17 protein-coding genes and 2 pseudogenes are annotated in these 13,809 nt (G+C 61.0%); 11 read left to right on the forward strand and 8 right to left on the reverse strand.

From position 1 onward, the window contains the following. The first annotated feature begins 70 nt into the window (after positions 1–70). Positions 71–1,378, forward strand: a complete 1,308-nt coding sequence (locus AWB68_RS20840; protein WP_087646242.1) for an MFS transporter — start codon at positions 71–73, stop codon at positions 1,376–1,378. A 490-nt stretch (positions 1,379–1,868) separates the two neighbouring features. Beyond that, positions 1,869–2,837 carry a PDR/VanB family oxidoreductase gene (locus AWB68_RS20850; RefSeq protein WP_087646244.1) on the forward strand — a complete coding sequence of 323 codons (969 nt, stop codon included), beginning with the start codon at positions 1,869–1,871 and terminating at the stop codon, positions 2,835–2,837. Position 2,838: 1 nt separating this feature from the next. Here AWB68_RS20850 and AWB68_RS20855 read toward each other — a convergent pair whose 3' ends face one another. Further along, entirely contained in the window at positions 2,839–3,759 is a 921-nt protein-coding gene (locus tag AWB68_RS20855) for a LysR family transcriptional regulator (protein ID WP_087646245.1), read from the reverse strand. Between the two features lie 159 nt (positions 3,760–3,918). On the opposite strand from AWB68_RS20855, the gene AWB68_RS20860 reads away from it, so the two are divergent. The 3 genes from AWB68_RS20860 (at position 3,919) to AWB68_RS20870 (ending at position 6,138) form a co-directional block, all read left to right on the forward strand. After that, on the forward strand, positions 3,919–5,202 hold the full coding sequence (locus tag AWB68_RS20860) for an aromatic ring-hydroxylating oxygenase subunit alpha (protein ID WP_087646246.1): 1,284 nt from the start codon (positions 3,919–3,921) through the stop codon (positions 5,200–5,202). After that, the gene (locus AWB68_RS20865) at positions 5,199–5,699 is read left to right on the forward strand and encodes an aromatic-ring-hydroxylating dioxygenase subunit beta (protein WP_087646247.1); all 501 of its coding nucleotides are present in this window, start codon (positions 5,199–5,201) and stop codon (positions 5,697–5,699) included. Before AWB68_RS20860 ends, AWB68_RS20865 begins: the two co-directional genes overlap by 4 nt. A gap of 64 nt (positions 5,700–5,763) precedes the next feature. After that, positions 5,764–6,138: a tautomerase family protein gene (locus tag AWB68_RS20870; RefSeq protein ID WP_087646248.1), complete on the forward strand. Its 375-nt coding sequence runs from the start codon at positions 5,764–5,766 to the stop codon at positions 6,136–6,138. 29 nt (positions 6,139–6,167) lie between these two features. Here AWB68_RS20870 and AWB68_RS20875 read toward each other — a convergent pair. After that, positions 6,168–6,621: pseudogene (locus AWB68_RS20875) on the reverse strand (sensor histidine kinase); the annotation flags it as partial. On the opposite strand from AWB68_RS20875, the pseudogene AWB68_RS20880 reads away from it, so the two are divergent. The 5 genes and pseudogenes from AWB68_RS20880 to AWB68_RS20900 all read left to right on the forward strand — a co-directional run. Beyond that, positions 6,618–7,052 (forward strand): annotated as a pseudogene (locus AWB68_RS20880) (flavin-dependent monooxygenase); the annotation flags it as partial. The pseudogenes AWB68_RS20875 and AWB68_RS20880 sit on opposite strands and share 4 nt — an antisense overlap. Before the next feature lie 37 nt (positions 7,053–7,089). Then, a complete protein-coding gene (locus AWB68_RS20885) occupies positions 7,090–7,467 on the forward strand; it encodes a hypothetical protein (RefSeq protein ID WP_087646249.1) in 378 nt (125 codons plus the stop codon). Between the two features lie 4 nt (positions 7,468–7,471). Further along, entirely contained in the window at positions 7,472–7,990 is a 519-nt protein-coding gene (locus tag AWB68_RS20890; protein ID WP_087646250.1) for a nuclear transport factor 2 family protein, read from the forward strand. Next, positions 7,987–9,123, forward strand: a complete 1,137-nt coding sequence (locus AWB68_RS20895; protein WP_087646251.1) for an amidase — start codon at positions 7,987–7,989, stop codon at positions 9,121–9,123. Before AWB68_RS20890 ends, AWB68_RS20895 begins: the two co-directional genes overlap by 4 nt. Positions 9,124–9,152: 29 nt before the next feature. Next, positions 9,153–9,896, forward strand: coding sequence for an SDR family NAD(P)-dependent oxidoreductase (locus AWB68_RS20900; protein ID WP_087646252.1), 744 nt, complete (start codon positions 9,153–9,155; stop codon positions 9,894–9,896). On the opposite strand, the gene tnpB is transcribed toward AWB68_RS20900, so the two are convergent. Genes tnpB through AWB68_RS49565 form a run of 3 tightly spaced genes read right to left on the reverse strand, consistent with a single transcriptional unit; the run spans position 9,842 to position 10,521 of the window. Then, entirely contained in the window at positions 9,842–10,018 is a 177-nt protein-coding gene (gene tnpB / locus AWB68_RS51450; RefSeq protein WP_125482984.1) for an IS66 family insertion sequence element accessory protein TnpB, read from the reverse strand. The two genes, AWB68_RS20900 and tnpB, sit on opposite strands and share 55 nt — an antisense overlap. Beyond that, positions 9,994–10,368 carry a hypothetical protein gene (locus AWB68_RS20905; RefSeq protein ID WP_235028432.1) on the reverse strand — a complete coding sequence of 125 codons (375 nt, stop codon included), beginning with the start codon at positions 10,366–10,368 and terminating at the stop codon, positions 9,994–9,996. Before AWB68_RS20905 ends, tnpB begins: the two co-directional genes overlap by 25 nt. 15 nt (positions 10,369–10,383) lie before the next feature. After that, entirely contained in the window at positions 10,384–10,521 is a 138-nt protein-coding gene (locus AWB68_RS49565) for a hypothetical protein (RefSeq protein ID WP_235028433.1), read from the reverse strand. A 99-nt stretch (positions 10,522–10,620) separates the two neighbouring features. On the opposite strand from AWB68_RS49565, the gene AWB68_RS20910 reads away from it, so the two are divergent. Then, complete coding sequence (locus AWB68_RS20910; RefSeq protein WP_087646253.1) at positions 10,621–11,118, forward strand: aminotransferase class I/II-fold pyridoxal phosphate-dependent enzyme; 498 nt, start codon at positions 10,621–10,623, stop codon at positions 11,116–11,118. Between the two features lie 68 nt (positions 11,119–11,186). Here the strand turns inward: AWB68_RS20910 and AWB68_RS50815 are convergent, their stop codons facing one another. The 3 genes from AWB68_RS50815 to AWB68_RS20920 form a co-directional block, all read right to left on the reverse strand. Beyond that, positions 11,187–11,609, reverse strand: a complete 423-nt coding sequence (locus AWB68_RS50815; protein ID WP_268810934.1) for a PLP-dependent transferase — start codon at positions 11,607–11,609, stop codon at positions 11,187–11,189. 71 nt (positions 11,610–11,680) lie between these two features. Beyond that, a complete protein-coding gene (locus tag AWB68_RS50820) occupies positions 11,681–12,394 on the reverse strand; it encodes a trans-sulfuration enzyme family protein (protein ID WP_200828751.1) in 714 nt (237 codons plus the stop codon). After that, positions 12,375–13,799 (reverse strand): aldehyde dehydrogenase family protein, encoded by a 1,425-nt coding sequence (locus tag AWB68_RS20920; protein ID WP_087646257.1) that lies wholly within the window; start codon positions 13,797–13,799, stop codon positions 12,375–12,377. Before AWB68_RS20920 ends, AWB68_RS50820 begins: the two co-directional genes overlap by 20 nt. Positions 13,800–13,809 lie beyond the last annotated feature (10 nt).

Here is a 13,809-nt window from a genome sequence, read left to right on the forward strand (position 1 = left end):
ACTCGACACTGCGTGACATGCAAAGCCTTCTGAAAGGCCGTATGCCCCATTTCTTCCAATGCGAGCAAAGATGTCGACGGTTCAATCCTCCGCCAACGCCAGGCGCGCCACGGCGACCCCGGATCGCGCCCTCAGGCGTATCGTCGTGGCGTCTGTCGCGGGCAACGCGATGGAGTGGTACGACTTCTTCGTGTACGGCACGGCCGCCGCGCTCGTGTTCGGGCAGTTGTTTTTTCCCGCCAACGCGGACCCGCTGATCGGCACACTCGGCGCGTTCGCCGCGTTCGCGATGGGCTTTATCGCGCGGCCGCTCGGCGGCGTCGCATTCGGGCATATCGGCGACCGCTACGGGCGCCGCGCCTCGCTCGTGTGGACGCTGCTCATCATGGGCTTTGCGACGTTCGGCATCGGCCTGTTGCCGACCTATGACCGTGTCGGTCTGTGGGCGCCTGCCGCGCTGGTCGCATTGCGATTGCTGCAAGGCGTCGCATCCGGCGGCGAATGGGGCGGCGGCGTGCTGATGATCAGCGAAAGCGCACCGCCCGAGAAGCGCGGCTATTACGCGGCGTGGAGTCAACTGGGCGTGGGCGGCGGCTTCGTGCTTTCATCGGCCGCCTTTCTCGTTGTGCAGGCACTTCCGCACGATCAGTTCATTTCGTGGGGATGGCGTCTGCCGTTTCTCGCCAGCATCCTGATCTTCGCCATCGGCGTGTACATCCGCCGCAGCCTGCCCGAAAGCCGTGAGTTCGAGAGCGCGGAGAAAGCGGGGACCACCTCGCACATGCCGGTGCTCGAGGCAATCCGCCGGCATCCCAAAGAGATTCTGATGGCGATGGGCTTGCGTGTTGCGGAAAACGGCGGCGCCTACATCTTCCTCGCGTTCTCGCTCGTCTACGGCAAGTTCGCAGGCGTTCCCAACTCGACGATGCTCATCGGCGTCATGCTCGGGATGGTGATCGAAATGGGGGCGATGCTCGCATGGGGCAAGCTCTCGGACCGCATCGGACGCAAGCCCGTCTACATGATCGGCGCGATCTCGCTCGCACTGATGGCGTTTCCCTTCTTCTGGCTGCTCGACACGCGTTCCACTCCGCTTGTGTGGCTCGCGCTCGTGCTCGGCACGGCCGTGTGTCACGGCGCGATGATCGGCACGCTGCCCGCCCTCGTCGGCGAGCTGTTCGACACCGAGGTGCGCTATTCCGGCGTCGCGCTCGGTCATGAAGTCGCGTCGATTTTCGCGGGCGGCCTGTCGCCTCTCATCGCTATAGCGCTGCTCTCGCGTTACCACGCTTACTGGCCTGTCTCCGTGTTTCTGATCGCGCTCAGTCTGATCACCGTCGTAACGTTGAAATTTACGCACGAAACGCATAAGAAGTAACGCGGCCTCCCTTTCCCACCGAACACGCATCGATCTGCATTCGCGTGGCTGGCGTACATCTTTTCCTTCCTCGATCGACAAGTGCTCGCGTTGATGATCGAGCCGATCAAGCGCGACCTGCATCTCACCGATACGTGCTCCTGTCGAACTCATCGGGCTGGGCCTCGGCACGACGTCTTTCGCGCTCATCGCCGACAAAATGCTGGGCTCGCCGCTCGCGGTCGGGCCGTCGATGACGCTCATCGACGCCGTCGCGACCGCGCCCGCGGCAGCCCTGCTTTTACGTGGATGCAAACACTGCCGCGCGAGCCTCGAACACGAGGCGCTTCAATCGAGCGGGACTGCAGAGGCATCGGGACATCGACGTGACAAGCGGCACAAAAATAAATCCGGCTGATGCATCTAAAGCTTTTTAATCGATTTGTCTTATTCGTTTGACGGCGCTAACCTCGACACATCGTCCCCAAGACACATTCTAAGGCAATTGACCATGCAAGCTCAGACACTGAAAGTTCGGGTGGACGCTTTGCGCGAGGAAGCGCATAGCGTCCGGTCATTCAGCATCTCGCGCCTCGATGGGCTGCCGTTCGACCGCTATGAGCCGGGCGCGCATATCGACGTCACGAGTCCCTCTGGCATTACGCGTCAGTATTCGCTGTGCGGCGATCCGGAATGTCTCGAATCTCACATCTTCGCCGTGAAAAAAGAGGCTGAATCGCGCGGCGGCTCGCGCTCGCTGCACGAGGAAGTGAGCGTCGGCACTGAACTGTCCATCGGCGCACCGCGAAATCTGTTCCGGCTGGAGGAAAGGGCGAGCGAGCACATCCTGATCGGCGCGGGCATCGGCGTCACGCCGCTGCTCTCGATGGCTTATCGGCTCGCGGCCCGGCAAGCGCGCTTCACGCTGCACTACTTCGCACGTAGCGAAACACATGCCGCATTCATGACGCTCCTCGCGCGCGCGCCATTCGATCAGCACGTCAAGCTGCATTTCGGCGTGCAGCGCGAAGGCCTTCCGGCGGAACTCGATGCATGCCTGCGTGAAGCGGGTCTGAACGCGCACGTCTACACATGCGGCCCGGCGCCTTTCATGGATCTGGTGGTCGACAGAGCGCAGGCGCGCCTGCCGGCGGAGGCCATCCATCTCGAGCGCTTCAAAGCCGAACCGGCGCCCGCAAGCGACAACCTGCTCGATAGCTTCGACGTGCAACTCGCGAGCACGGGCCAAACCGTGCGCGTGGATGCGAAGACCTCGATCGTGGATGCGCTCGCTTCGATTGGCATCGAAGTGGATACCTCGTGCGGGGAAGGCGTGTGCGGGACCTGCATGGTCGACGTCGTGAACGGCGAGCCGGAACATCGCGACCACTGTCTGAGCAAGGCTGAGCGCGCGAGCAACAGCGTGATCTGCTGCTGCGTATCACGTTCGCGCTCGCCCGTGCTGGTGCTCGACCTCTGAGTCACATCTTCTCGAAGTTCGCCAGGACGTCGGCCATGAGGCCGCGCATCCAGGCGATGCCTTCATCTTTGTCAAAGTGCTCGTGCCAGTGCATCGTGACCGCGGCCTTCGGCAACTGCACCGGCAGCGCATAGATGCGGAACGCATTGCCTCGATTAAGGATATGCGCGAGCCGCTCGGGCAGCGTGGCGAGGAAATCTGTTGCAGCGAGCACGCCTGGCACGGCAACGAAGTGCGGCAGTGCCAGCGCGATATTGCGTCCGACGCCCTGCGCTCGCAGCGCGTCGTCGAGCGCATGGTGACTGTGTTCGAGCGAGCGCACCTGCACGTGTGACGCGCCAAGAAACTGGTCGAGCTTCAGCGTGTTCCCTGTCGGCAAGTCACGGCGTTTGCGCGTCATGCATACGTATGACTCTTCGAACAGCAGGCTATGGCGCGTGTGCGGCAGCAGGGAAGGCAGGTTTCCGATCGCGAAGTCGAGCCGGCTCGAGCGCAACGCCTCTTCGATGTCTTCCACAGGCAAGGGCTCGACCAACAGCTTCGCGCGTGGCGCGGCTTTCTGCAGCGCCGCGCAGATGGCAGGCAGAAACGCCATTTCGCCAGCATCCGAGAGAGAAAGGCGAAACGTGCGCGTGCTCGTTGCCGGATCGAAGCGCTCGGCATAGCGCAACGCCTGGCGCACTGTATCGAGCGCGCGTCCCACGATCTCCGCGAGTTCGAGCGCGACGGGCGTAGGCTGCATGCCCGCGCGCGTGCGAATGAAAAGCGTGTCGTCGAATAGCGTTCGCAAGCGCCCCAGCGAATAGCTGACGGCGGGCTGCGAAAGCGCGAGCCGTTCCCCTGCCTTCGTGAGGCTGCGTTCTTCCACGATGGCTTGAAAGACGCGCAAGAGATTAAGGTCGACATGGTCGATGGAAGTCATTGTGGGAACTCCGAGATATCGGCCGCACTTATTGGAGGACCTGTTTTTAATCGATTTGACGCATGATCCTCGGAAAGCGAGACTGATGTCAACGAGGGGATGCGCCAATGTTCGTTGCCGTCCTCGTGTTAGCCCACTCAACTACTCCCCACGACCACGATGAGTACGCCAACCTACCAAACCATCGACACCAGCGCGCTCGCGAAGCGCGCAGAGTCCGATCGCATTGCGCCTTCTCTCTACTACGATCCCGATCTGTTCGAAGCCGAACTCGACCGCATCTTCTACAAGACATGGATCTGGGTCGCGCATGAAAGCGAATTGCCGAAGCCCGGCGACTTCATCACGACGACCATCGGCCGGCAGCCGGTGATCGTCGTGCGCGACAAAACGGGCGCGGTGAACGTCCTGCAAAACCGCTGCCGCCATCGTGGCGCGACCGTCTGCGAGGAGCATAAGGGCAATGCGAAGGGCTTCACGTGCCCGTATCACAGTTGGTCCTACGCGCTCGACGGTGCGCTGCGCGCCCTGCCTTACAGCGACGGTTATGAAGGTGTGTGCGAGAAAGGCGATTTGCCGCTGAAGAAGCTGCGCGTCGGGATCTATCAAGGACTCGTGTTCGCAAGCTTTAACGCAGCGATCGAACCGCTCGAAGACTTTCTCGGCGGTGCAAAGCCCTGGATCGATCTGTTCATGAAGCAAGGCGCGGGCTATCCGATTAAGGCCAACGGCGAGCACAAGTTCAAGTTTAAGGGCAACTGGAAGATTCAGCTCGAGAACACGACGGACCTCTATCACTTCCCTGTCGTTCACAAATCGTGGATGAAATCCATCGACGACGAAACCGCCGCGGTGATCACGAGCTTCATGACGAGCGATCAGGCGTTCTGCCGCTCGCTCGGCAATGGCCATAGTCTTGCGGTACTGGTTCCGGAGATCGTCGATCTCGACCAGGACGATGGTGCACCGCCGCCGGAGCGCTTCAACGAACTCGCCGCGCAACTCGCGGAAAAGCACACGCCGGAAGAAGTGCGTCGCATCGTGCGCTCGCTGATGGGTGTCGGCTTCAACCTGAACCTCTTTCCGAACCTTGCGCTGTCGATGGCCTTTTTCCGCGTCTTGCGGCCGATCTCGGCTGAGGAAACGGAAATCCGCCACGTCGCGCTCGCGATGGATGGCGGTCCCGAGGAAGCCAATCGCGTGCGTTTGCGCATTCACGAGCACTTCCAGGGCCCGTTCGGTTTCGGCAGCCCCGACGATGCCGAAGCCTGGGAACGCGTGCAGCGCGGCTCGCACGCGGGCCCTGAAGTTCCAATCCTCGTGAATCGCGGCCTCAACCGCGAAACGACCGCATCGAACGGAGAGAAGACCGCGCACGCCACGGATGAGACCGGCATGCGCGAAGCCTACAAGCAATGGCGCGCAATGATGGAGCAAGCATGATGGACGACCGCAACGCACTCTTTTCCCACCAGACCTTCGCGCGCGCAATCGAATTCATCTGGGGCGAAGCCGAACTGCTCGATCGTCGCGACTATGGCGCATGGCTCGAGTTGTGGGATCTCAAAGGCTTTTACGTCGTGCCGATTGATCCCGACACGACCGACTACGCCTCGACGCTGAACTACGCTTACGACGATCACGACATGCGGGAAAAGCGCGTGCAACGCATGACGTCCGGCTATTCCGCTTCCGCGTCGGATGCGGCGCGTACCGTGCGCACCGTGTCGCGGTTTACGCTGTCGAGCGACAGCGCGGATGTGATCGAAGTGAAATCGTCGCAGGTCATCATCGCGTACAAACGCGGTGTATCGACGATCTTCGGCGCCGATCTCTCGCACAAGATCAGCATGGCGAATGGCGAGCCGCGTCTGGTCGAGAAGGTCATCCGTCTGATCGACTCCACCGAGGCGCTCAGCGCCATCGGCTTCCTGCTTTGATGCAGAAGCGCGCCACGGCGCTTGTTGTCCGCCGATGCGCGCTCGTCCATCTGAAAAGGCCATCATGCCGACACTTGAAGTCTATCTGCCGCAAGGCCATACGGACGAACGCAAGGCATCGCTCATTCAAGGGCTGACGCGAGCGACCGTCGATGCAATCGGCGCGCCCGCGGAGTCCGTGCGCGTCCTGCTTTTCGAACTGCCCGCGACGAACATCGGCCTTGGCGGCAAGCTCACGCCATCCGCGTTGCCGGTGATTATCGCGATACTGATCGCAGGACGCACGGATGCACAAAAGAAAGCGTTGATCGCACACCTGTCCGAAACGAGCGCCGCGATCCTCGGAGTGCCTTTGGCGTCCACGCGCATCATGATCAATGACATTCCGAACACGGACTTTGGTATCGGCGGCCAGACGGCCCGCGCGCTCGGCCGCTAACTCGATAATGGACTCATGGACTCATGGACTCATGGACGCGTCGAAAGCGGCAGCGCAAAGCGGCAGTCAAGCCCGCCCGATGTCGCGCGCTGCGCCCCGATGCGCCCGTCGTGCCGCGAGACGATGTTCTTGCACAAGGACAAGCCGATGCCGTTGCCGCCCGCCTTCGACGAACAATGGCCGCCGAACAGGCGGTCGAGTGCGTCGTCGCGCACCCCAGGGCCCATTGTCGATGACGTGAAACTCGGCAGCGCCATCGCTTCGGCATGTGGCGAGCGTGACGGTAAGTCCGGCTTGCTTCGCTTCGGTCAACGCGTCGACGGCATTGAAGGCCAGATTGAGTATCACCTGGCCGATCAGCACGCGTTCGCAACGAATCGGCAATGGCGCGGCCATTGTTCGATGTTCACGCTCACGCGTTCATCGCGCGCGCAGCTGAATGAAGTGCGCGACCTCCGCGAGCACGTCGCGCAAATCGGCTTGCATCTCCGCGCGCGGCGCTCGACGTCGCCAACAACATGGCAGGCGGACGCAAAACGACCACCGGCGCGCCGCAACTCGCCGACCCCGCCTACTACCGCATCGAAACTGGCGAAGGCGGGAGCGTTCCGCGCGCGCGTTTTCTACGAGTCGACCGATGAAGTCTGTCAGTCGATTCTCGCGGGCAACGACGTCACACCCGAACAAGTCAGCCTGCTGCGCCTGTCGGCAACGCAGATCGCGCGAGAAGGTGCAGAAGTGGTGAGTCGCGCCTATCGCCTGGGTGGAACGATAGTGATCTATCGAAACCATCCGCTGCAGCGCCTCAGGCGTGACGCCATGTCGTCACGCACCACGCCTTCGTTGGTGAAGGCGACTACGACGGAGCGGGCGCCGTGTTCTTCGGCGTTCAGCTGATTCCGGGCCATCTATGAGCCCCTCCCATCTATCGAACATAGGAACGAACTACTCATGACCGATACTCGAAAACTACCGCTTCGTGTGCTGTTCTGCTGTGGCGTCTCGCAGAATTTCTTCGACTTGCCGCGCGAGCAAATCGGCGGCGTGTGGCAAGCGTACGGCAAGATGCTCAGTGCGATCGAGGCCATGGAGAACGTGCGCGTGCTCGGCGCGATGGACGATGACCGGCTCGTCGTCGGAAACGCCGATGGTGCGCCATGGACGTTCTACATCATGGCCGATGTCGCCGACTTCGACACTGCCGTCGCCGTCTGCAATCTGTATCGCACGACGCCCGCGGGCGAATACAACCTTTGGCGTTATGGCAAGATCGAAGCACGCGTGGGTCGCGCGCTGACCGTCCCGCCCGCTGTCACGAACAACGCGTGACGCCATGAATCAATCGATCGTCGAAACGTTGCAGGCGCGCGTCAGCGCACTGGAAGTGCACAACGCAGTGCGTCAGACAATCTCGCGATACATGGCGCTGTGCGATGTGCCAGCATTGGTACTCGAAGGCGAATCGCTCGCCAGGCTATTCAGCGAGGACGCCGTGTGGGAAGGCATCGGTCCACAGTATGCGGACAAGTTCGGGCGCTTGATGGGTCGGGAGCAGATCGTCGCCATGCTCAAGCGCTATCTGCCTCCCTCACCCCATTTCTCCACCAATGTGCACTTCCTCACCTCAGAGCACATCGACATCGAAGGCGACAAGGCCAAGGGTCGTTGGATCATGTTGCAGGCATCCGGTTATGTCGACGGAAAAGCGGAGCTGATCGCAGCCCGACTCGAAGTCGACTTCATGCCTGCGCCCGACGATCGAGACAGCGCATGGTTGATTCGCCATTTGCGCACCGAACGCCTTTTCGATGCACCGTGGCAAGTCAATCCGGCGAGAGGAGTCCCGACATGAGCGCGTTTCTGCAGAAGTTCGATCTCAGCGCACATGTCCGCGCAGACGCGCCGACGATCGCCATCAAGGACAGCATCGATATCGCCGGATATCCGACGACCGCTGCAAGCCGTGCACTTGCCGACGCACCCCCTGCGCCGCACCATGCAGAGGTCGTGCAGCGGCTGCTCGATACGGGCTGGCGAATCACCGGCAAGACGAACATGCACGAACTCGCGTTCGGCATGACGGGCATCAACGACTTCTGCGGCACGCCGCCCAACCCCCAAGACGCGACGCGCATTCCCGGTGGCTCGTCGAGCGGCTCGGCTTCGGCTGTGGGACTGAAGCTCGTCGACGCCGCGCTCGGCACCGATACAGGCGGCTCGATTCGTGGACCCGCCGCATGTTGCGGCGTCATCGGATTGAAGCCGACGTTCGGACGCGTTTCGCGGCAAGGCGTGGCGCCAAACGTGACAACGCTGGATTGCGTGGGGCCGTTCGCGCGCGACATGAACACGATCATCGACGTGATGCTGGCTATTGATCCATCGTTTCAGGTGGTCAAGGCTCGTCGAGACGCGTCGAAAACGCGCGTGGGCATTCTTGGCGTGGATGCGGACGAAGACATTGCCAACGCGGTCACCGAGGCGATTCGACGCGCTGGCTTCGCCGGCAGCAATCTGAACCTGCACTCCATGACCGATGCTTTCTCGGCGGGCCTCGCGGTCATCAACGCAGAAACGTGGCGTGCGTTCGGTCATCTTGCCGGCAGGGGCAAGCTCGGGACCGATATCGAATCGCGTCTGCGTGCCGCCTCGAATACGACCGCCGATGACCTGAGCGCCGCTGAATACGTGAGACGCAAGTTCACGAATGAAGTGGACCACGCACTCGAAGGGTGCGACGTACTCGTGCTGCCCACCATGCCCGCACTGCCCATTACGATTGAAGCGGCGCGCGCGGGAACGTCGGTCATCGGCATGTCATCGCTCATTCGGCCATTCAATCTCAGCGGACATCCGGCGCTCACCCTTCCCGTTTCGATCGAATACTCGTCGCTCAAAGCGGGGTTGCAGATTGTCGGACGCAAAGGCGAGGATGAAACGGTATGCGCGGTCGCCGCGCGTGTCGAGGCGATGCTTGCCGAATGAACACCGAACATAGTAAAGGAATTAGCACCATGTCGGACAGAACAGTCCTCATTACAGGCGCCGCGCGCGGGCTGGGTGCGGTCGTCGCCCGGCGTTTTCATGACGCGGGCTACAAGGTCGCGTTGGCCGATATCGCAATCGAACCGGCGCAGGCACTTGCGCGCGAACTGAGCCATGATGGATCGACCGCGTGCGCGTTCAAAATAGATGTGACGTTCAAGGCGGACTTCGAAGCCGCGCGCGATGCGCTGCTCGAACGCTGGGGCTCGATCGATGCGCTCGTCAACAACGCCGGCGCCTCGAAGGTCATTCCGGTAATGGAAATCACGCCCGAGCAGTTCGATCAGGCGATCGACGTGAATCTGCGCAGTGTCCTGTTCGGTTGCCAAGTTCTCGGCCAGTATTTCGCTGATCGTGGCACGGGACGCATTGTCAATATCGCGTCGCTCGCGGGACAGAACGGCGGCTCCGCCACGGGCGCCCACTATGCCGCCGCGAAAGGTGGCGCCATTACCTTGACCAAAGTATTCGCGCGCGATCTCGCTCCCTATGGCGTCACGGTCAACGCCATATCGCCGGGGCCGCTTGATTTGCCGATCGTTCACGAAAGCGTTCCCGCGGACAAGTTGCAGAAGGTGATCGCGGGCATTCCCGTTGGAAAGCTGGGTTCCGCAACTTATGTCGCGGATGTCGCCGTGCTGCTCGCCTCCGCCGACGCCTATTTCGCAAATGGTGCGTGCTGGGATGTGAATGGCGGCCTGTTCATGCGCTGACGATCCATCGGATTGCGCCGCATGCCCTGTTCGACCAGGATCGACAGACTTCCGATGCCCATCCTGAAATCGACGGGTTGCCGATGCAGATAGACCTTTAGTCCTTCGTCGAAGCGGAACACGCCAGCCTCCCCAGCATCTGGATTATCGGCATCAGCTCTTCCGCACGAGCCTCGCCCACGTCAAACTGCACGCCGTTAGGCAATCGCACATGCAATGCGAGTGCGGCTGATCGTGTCTGCGGCGACGGTACGGTCGCGGCCGCGGCTGGTGAGGCAGCAACAACGGGAATGAAGGCAGGCGCAGCGGCTCTTTCCGGTAAGGCTGGTCCGGGTCGCAGAGCGACGTTGATTTGCTCGCCGTCGAACACGGCGGGCTCGGGCTCATCAACCCGTGCTGCCTGCGCAAGTTGCCGCTGCTGATAGCGCGTTATCCATCTGCGCAACTGATTCGGATTGACGTCGTGGTCCATCGCCGTGCGTGCGACCTACACGCCTGGCTTCAGACACCACTCGACCAGTTCCTCGATCGCGCCCTCATCAAATTGACGTCGACCGTCACGTTTGCGGCCGATCGCCAGCCTGCTTCGAAGATCTTGATTCTCTGCCATGAGGTAGGTATACATGTGTCCACGCGGACACCTAGCCTCCTACCTTCTGCCGCTCATTGATAGGGTGTCGTTAAAAGACCGCGTACGATGCAGGAAGCGCATTCGCGGCCTTAAATTTCCACAAGATCGAAACTTCAATCGCAGAGCACCAGTAATCCCGCTGCCGTCAGTCAGGCAGCCGCGGTCGCTGCGCTGAATGGCCCACTGTCTTTCTTCGCCGAATGGCGAAACACATACAAGATGCGTCGTGATCGGGTCGTCGCGCTGCTGCACGGAAGAGCAGGACTTGATTGCCCGACACCCGACGGTGCGTTCTATGCCTATGTCTCCTGCACCACCCAGATTGGAAAGACAACACCTGGTGGCAAGCTGATCAAGGACGATAGCGACTTTGTCATGTACCTGCTGGACGACTTCAAGGTGGCGACCGTGCAGGGAGCGGCTTACGGCGTCTCGCCCGCTTTCCGGATTTCATTCGCCACCTCCATGTATGTCATCGAAAAGGCCTGCATCAGCGAGCTCGCACTCTCGACCCGGCACCGACCTTCGTTACTCTCGAAAGTAGCCTGCCGCAAATTCCCTCCACCGTTGCCAGTGACGTGGGTCAGTTAAAAGACAATCGGCTTTTTCAATCGCATCTCGGAGGGTAGAGGTCGTGCTGTTGCTCAGCGTATTGCGAGTCAGGTGAACGTCTCGTCGAGCGCCGCCTTGATATCCGCGATCAGATCGGCAGGGTCCTCGAGCCCGATCGACAGACGCAGGTGACCGTATTCCCGGAACACCCCGGGATAACACTCCGATCCGCCGCGTCCTGCCTTACCAACGTGCACGATCAGAGACTCGTCGTGGCCAAGCGATACCGCCGACGTAATGAGACGCAGGCTAGCCACGAAGCGATCTTGTATCTCCGGTTCACCCTCGACGGCAAACGCCATGACAGCGCCATACCCCATACCACCGAATTGGCGCGACGCAAGCTCATGTTGAGGATGGGAAGGCAGTCCCGGGAAAACGACGAAGGCGACTCTTGGATCCTTGTCGAGGAATTCGGACACCTTCTGCGCGGTAGATATGTGCTGAGCCAGACGCAGCGGCAAGGTCACTGAACCTCGCATGATCAGCCACGCATTAAAAGGTGAGATTGAACCGCCCACATCGACAAGCGCATCGCCCTTCAGACGGCGGACAGCTCCGCGCGCCCGATCACGGCTCCGCCCATCGCATCACCATGCCCGTTGATGTACTTCGTCAGGGCATGAACAACGAGATCCGCATCATGTTCGAGGCCTCGAAACATCGGCGGGGGCGTGAATGTCGCATCGATCGACACCATGGCGCCGGCATCGTGTGCGATCTTCGCAATCGCCTGGACATCTGCCACCTTCGTCGTCGGATTGGCAATGGTCTCGGCATGGATCAGCTTCGTGTTCGGGCGTACAGCTTCGCGTACTGCAGCGAGGTCGCTGATATCCACGAAGGTCGCTTCGATACCGTACCGTTCCGGAAGCAGTTCATTGAAAAGACGCCAAACCGCCTCATACGTTACATCGCTGACGACGACGTGGTCGCCGCTTTTCAGGAACGTGAAGAATATAGAATGCAACGCGGCAACGCCCGTGCTGAACACGGCCGCTTCCTCACCGCGCTCCATCGCCGCAAGCTTGCGCTCGAGGCACAGCTGATTGTGGCCTGAATTGCGGGTATAAAACAGCGTTTGAGAATCCGACCAGTCGAGTGAGGACGGGTCATCCGGCAACCGGTACGAGTTCGCCATCACGATCGGCGTACGGATCGCGCCCGTTGTGGCGTCAATGACGTTACCGGCGTGCACTGCCTGACTGTCGAAAGCGAGGCTTGCCGGCTGGTCCTTATCCGGCCGTTGCTGCATGTTCCTGATTGCCATATGTGATCTTCCTGATGCACACGACTTTCGGTTGAGTCATTTCCTCGTATGCAAACCTGACACCTTCACGGCCCAGGCTTCCGTACTTGAACCCCCCGAACGGCATCGCGTCGAATCTGTAGTCTGATGAGTCGTTGATCATGACCCCGCCGACTTCCAGCTCGTCGGCGGCCTTGAGCGCGGCATGCAGATCGTTTGTGAAGATGCCGGCATGCAGGCTGTACTCGGGGCTGTTGGCAAGCGAAAGCGCCTCATCCAGTGTCTCGATCCGTTGAAGAACGACAACCGGACTGAATATCTCCTGCTTCCAGAGGTCACATTCGAAGCTGACGTCCTTGAGCACCGTCGGAGCGTAAAGCGAACCGTCATGCGTATTCCCGCACAGCAGCGTAGCTCCCTGACCGATCGCGGCATCCACCACGCGTTTCGTCCGGATGGCTGACTGAGTTGTAATCATCGGTCCAACGTCCGTGTCGGGCAACGCGGGATTGCCCGACTTGAGCGCTCGCGTGCGGGCAACAAAGCGCTTCCTGAACTCGTCATAGATGGATGACTGGATCAGGATCCGTTGCGTGCCGATACAGTTCTGGCCCGCTGCCCAGTACGCTCCGGACACGGACGACGCAACCGCGTCCTCGAGGTTGCAGTCACTCAGGACGATGACGGGTGCGTTGCCTCCCAGGTCCATCGCGAGCTTTTTCAGGCCTGACGACCGGGCTATTTTCTCGCCGGTTGCGAAACCACCGGTAAAGGAAACCATTCTGACGTCCCGCGATGAGACGAGTGCTTCGCCGAGCGCTGCGCCACCCGTCGCGACCGATACGACGTTCGATGGCAATCCAGCCGCCACCAGATATCCAACGAGCCGGATCGCTGAGAGCGGCGTGAGTTCGGACGGCTTGAGCACTACGGCATTGCCGCCGGCAATCGCCGGCCCAAGCTTATGCGCAACCAGGTTCAGCGGATCGTTGTACGGCGTGATGGCAACGATGATGCCGAGAGGTTCCCGAGTGAACCATCCCCGCCGGTTCTCCGATCCTCGATAGGCGTCGAATGGCACGACTTCACCTCCGCTACGACGCGCCTCATCGGCGGACAGCTTGAGCGTGTTCGCGCATCGCAGCACTTCCTTCCTGGCCTGCCGGATCGTCTTGCCCGCTTCCGCGACGATCAGATCGGCAAACGCGTCCTTATCACGCTCCACGAGCGACGCGCAGGTCTCGAGCAGGCGGGCCCGTTCATGACGGGGCAGGTTGCGGCAGACGCGCGCGCCATCCTTTGCGGTCTGAATCAGCATCTGCGCGCCTTCAGGTGGAATGTTCACCACAGTGCCCACTTCGACGCCATCGAAGGGATTGGTGATCGAGATGAAGCCGGGCGATACGTCAATGGGGAATGCG

The sequence above is a fragment of the Caballeronia choica genome, from assembly GCF_001544535.1.
Lineage (GTDB): Bacteria > Pseudomonadota > Gammaproteobacteria > Burkholderiales > Burkholderiaceae > Caballeronia > Caballeronia choica.

What these genes read in the sequence shown, in the direction of transcription:
- AWB68_RS20840 (WP_087646242.1), top strand. Translation starts at nt 71, where the DNA reads ATGTCGACGGTTCAATCCTCCGCCAACGCCAGGCGCGCCACGGCGACC.
- AWB68_RS20850 (WP_087646244.1), top strand. Translation starts at nt 1,869, where the DNA reads ATGCAAGCTCAGACACTGAAAGTTCGGGTGGACGCTTTGCGCGAGGAA.
- AWB68_RS20855 (WP_087646245.1), bottom strand. Translation starts at nt 3,759, where the DNA reads ATGACTTCCATCGACCATGTCGACCTTAATCTCTTGCGCGTCTTTCAA.
- AWB68_RS20860 (WP_087646246.1), top strand. Translation starts at nt 3,919, where the DNA reads ATGAGTACGCCAACCTACCAAACCATCGACACCAGCGCGCTCGCGAAG.
- AWB68_RS20865 (WP_087646247.1), top strand. Translation starts at nt 5,199, where the DNA reads ATGATGGACGACCGCAACGCACTCTTTTCCCACCAGACCTTCGCGCGC.
- AWB68_RS20870 (WP_087646248.1), top strand. Translation starts at nt 5,764, where the DNA reads ATGCCGACACTTGAAGTCTATCTGCCGCAAGGCCATACGGACGAACGC.
- AWB68_RS20885 (WP_087646249.1), top strand. Translation starts at nt 7,090, where the DNA reads ATGACCGATACTCGAAAACTACCGCTTCGTGTGCTGTTCTGCTGTGGC.
- AWB68_RS20890 (WP_087646250.1), top strand. Translation starts at nt 7,472, where the DNA reads ATGAATCAATCGATCGTCGAAACGTTGCAGGCGCGCGTCAGCGCACTG.
- AWB68_RS20895 (WP_087646251.1), top strand. Translation starts at nt 7,987, where the DNA reads ATGAGCGCGTTTCTGCAGAAGTTCGATCTCAGCGCACATGTCCGCGCA.
- AWB68_RS20900 (WP_087646252.1), top strand. Translation starts at nt 9,153, where the DNA reads ATGTCGGACAGAACAGTCCTCATTACAGGCGCCGCGCGCGGGCTGGGT.
- AWB68_RS20905 (WP_235028432.1), bottom strand. Translation starts at nt 10,368, where the DNA reads ATGGACCACGACGTCAATCCGAATCAGTTGCGCAGATGGATAACGCGC.
- AWB68_RS49565 (WP_235028433.1), bottom strand. Translation starts at nt 10,521, where the DNA reads ATGTATACCTACCTCATGGCAGAGAATCAAGATCTTCGAAGCAGGCTG.
- AWB68_RS50820 (WP_200828751.1), bottom strand. Translation starts at nt 12,394, where the DNA reads ATGCAGCAACGGCCGGATAAGGACCAGCCGGCAAGCCTCGCTTTCGAC.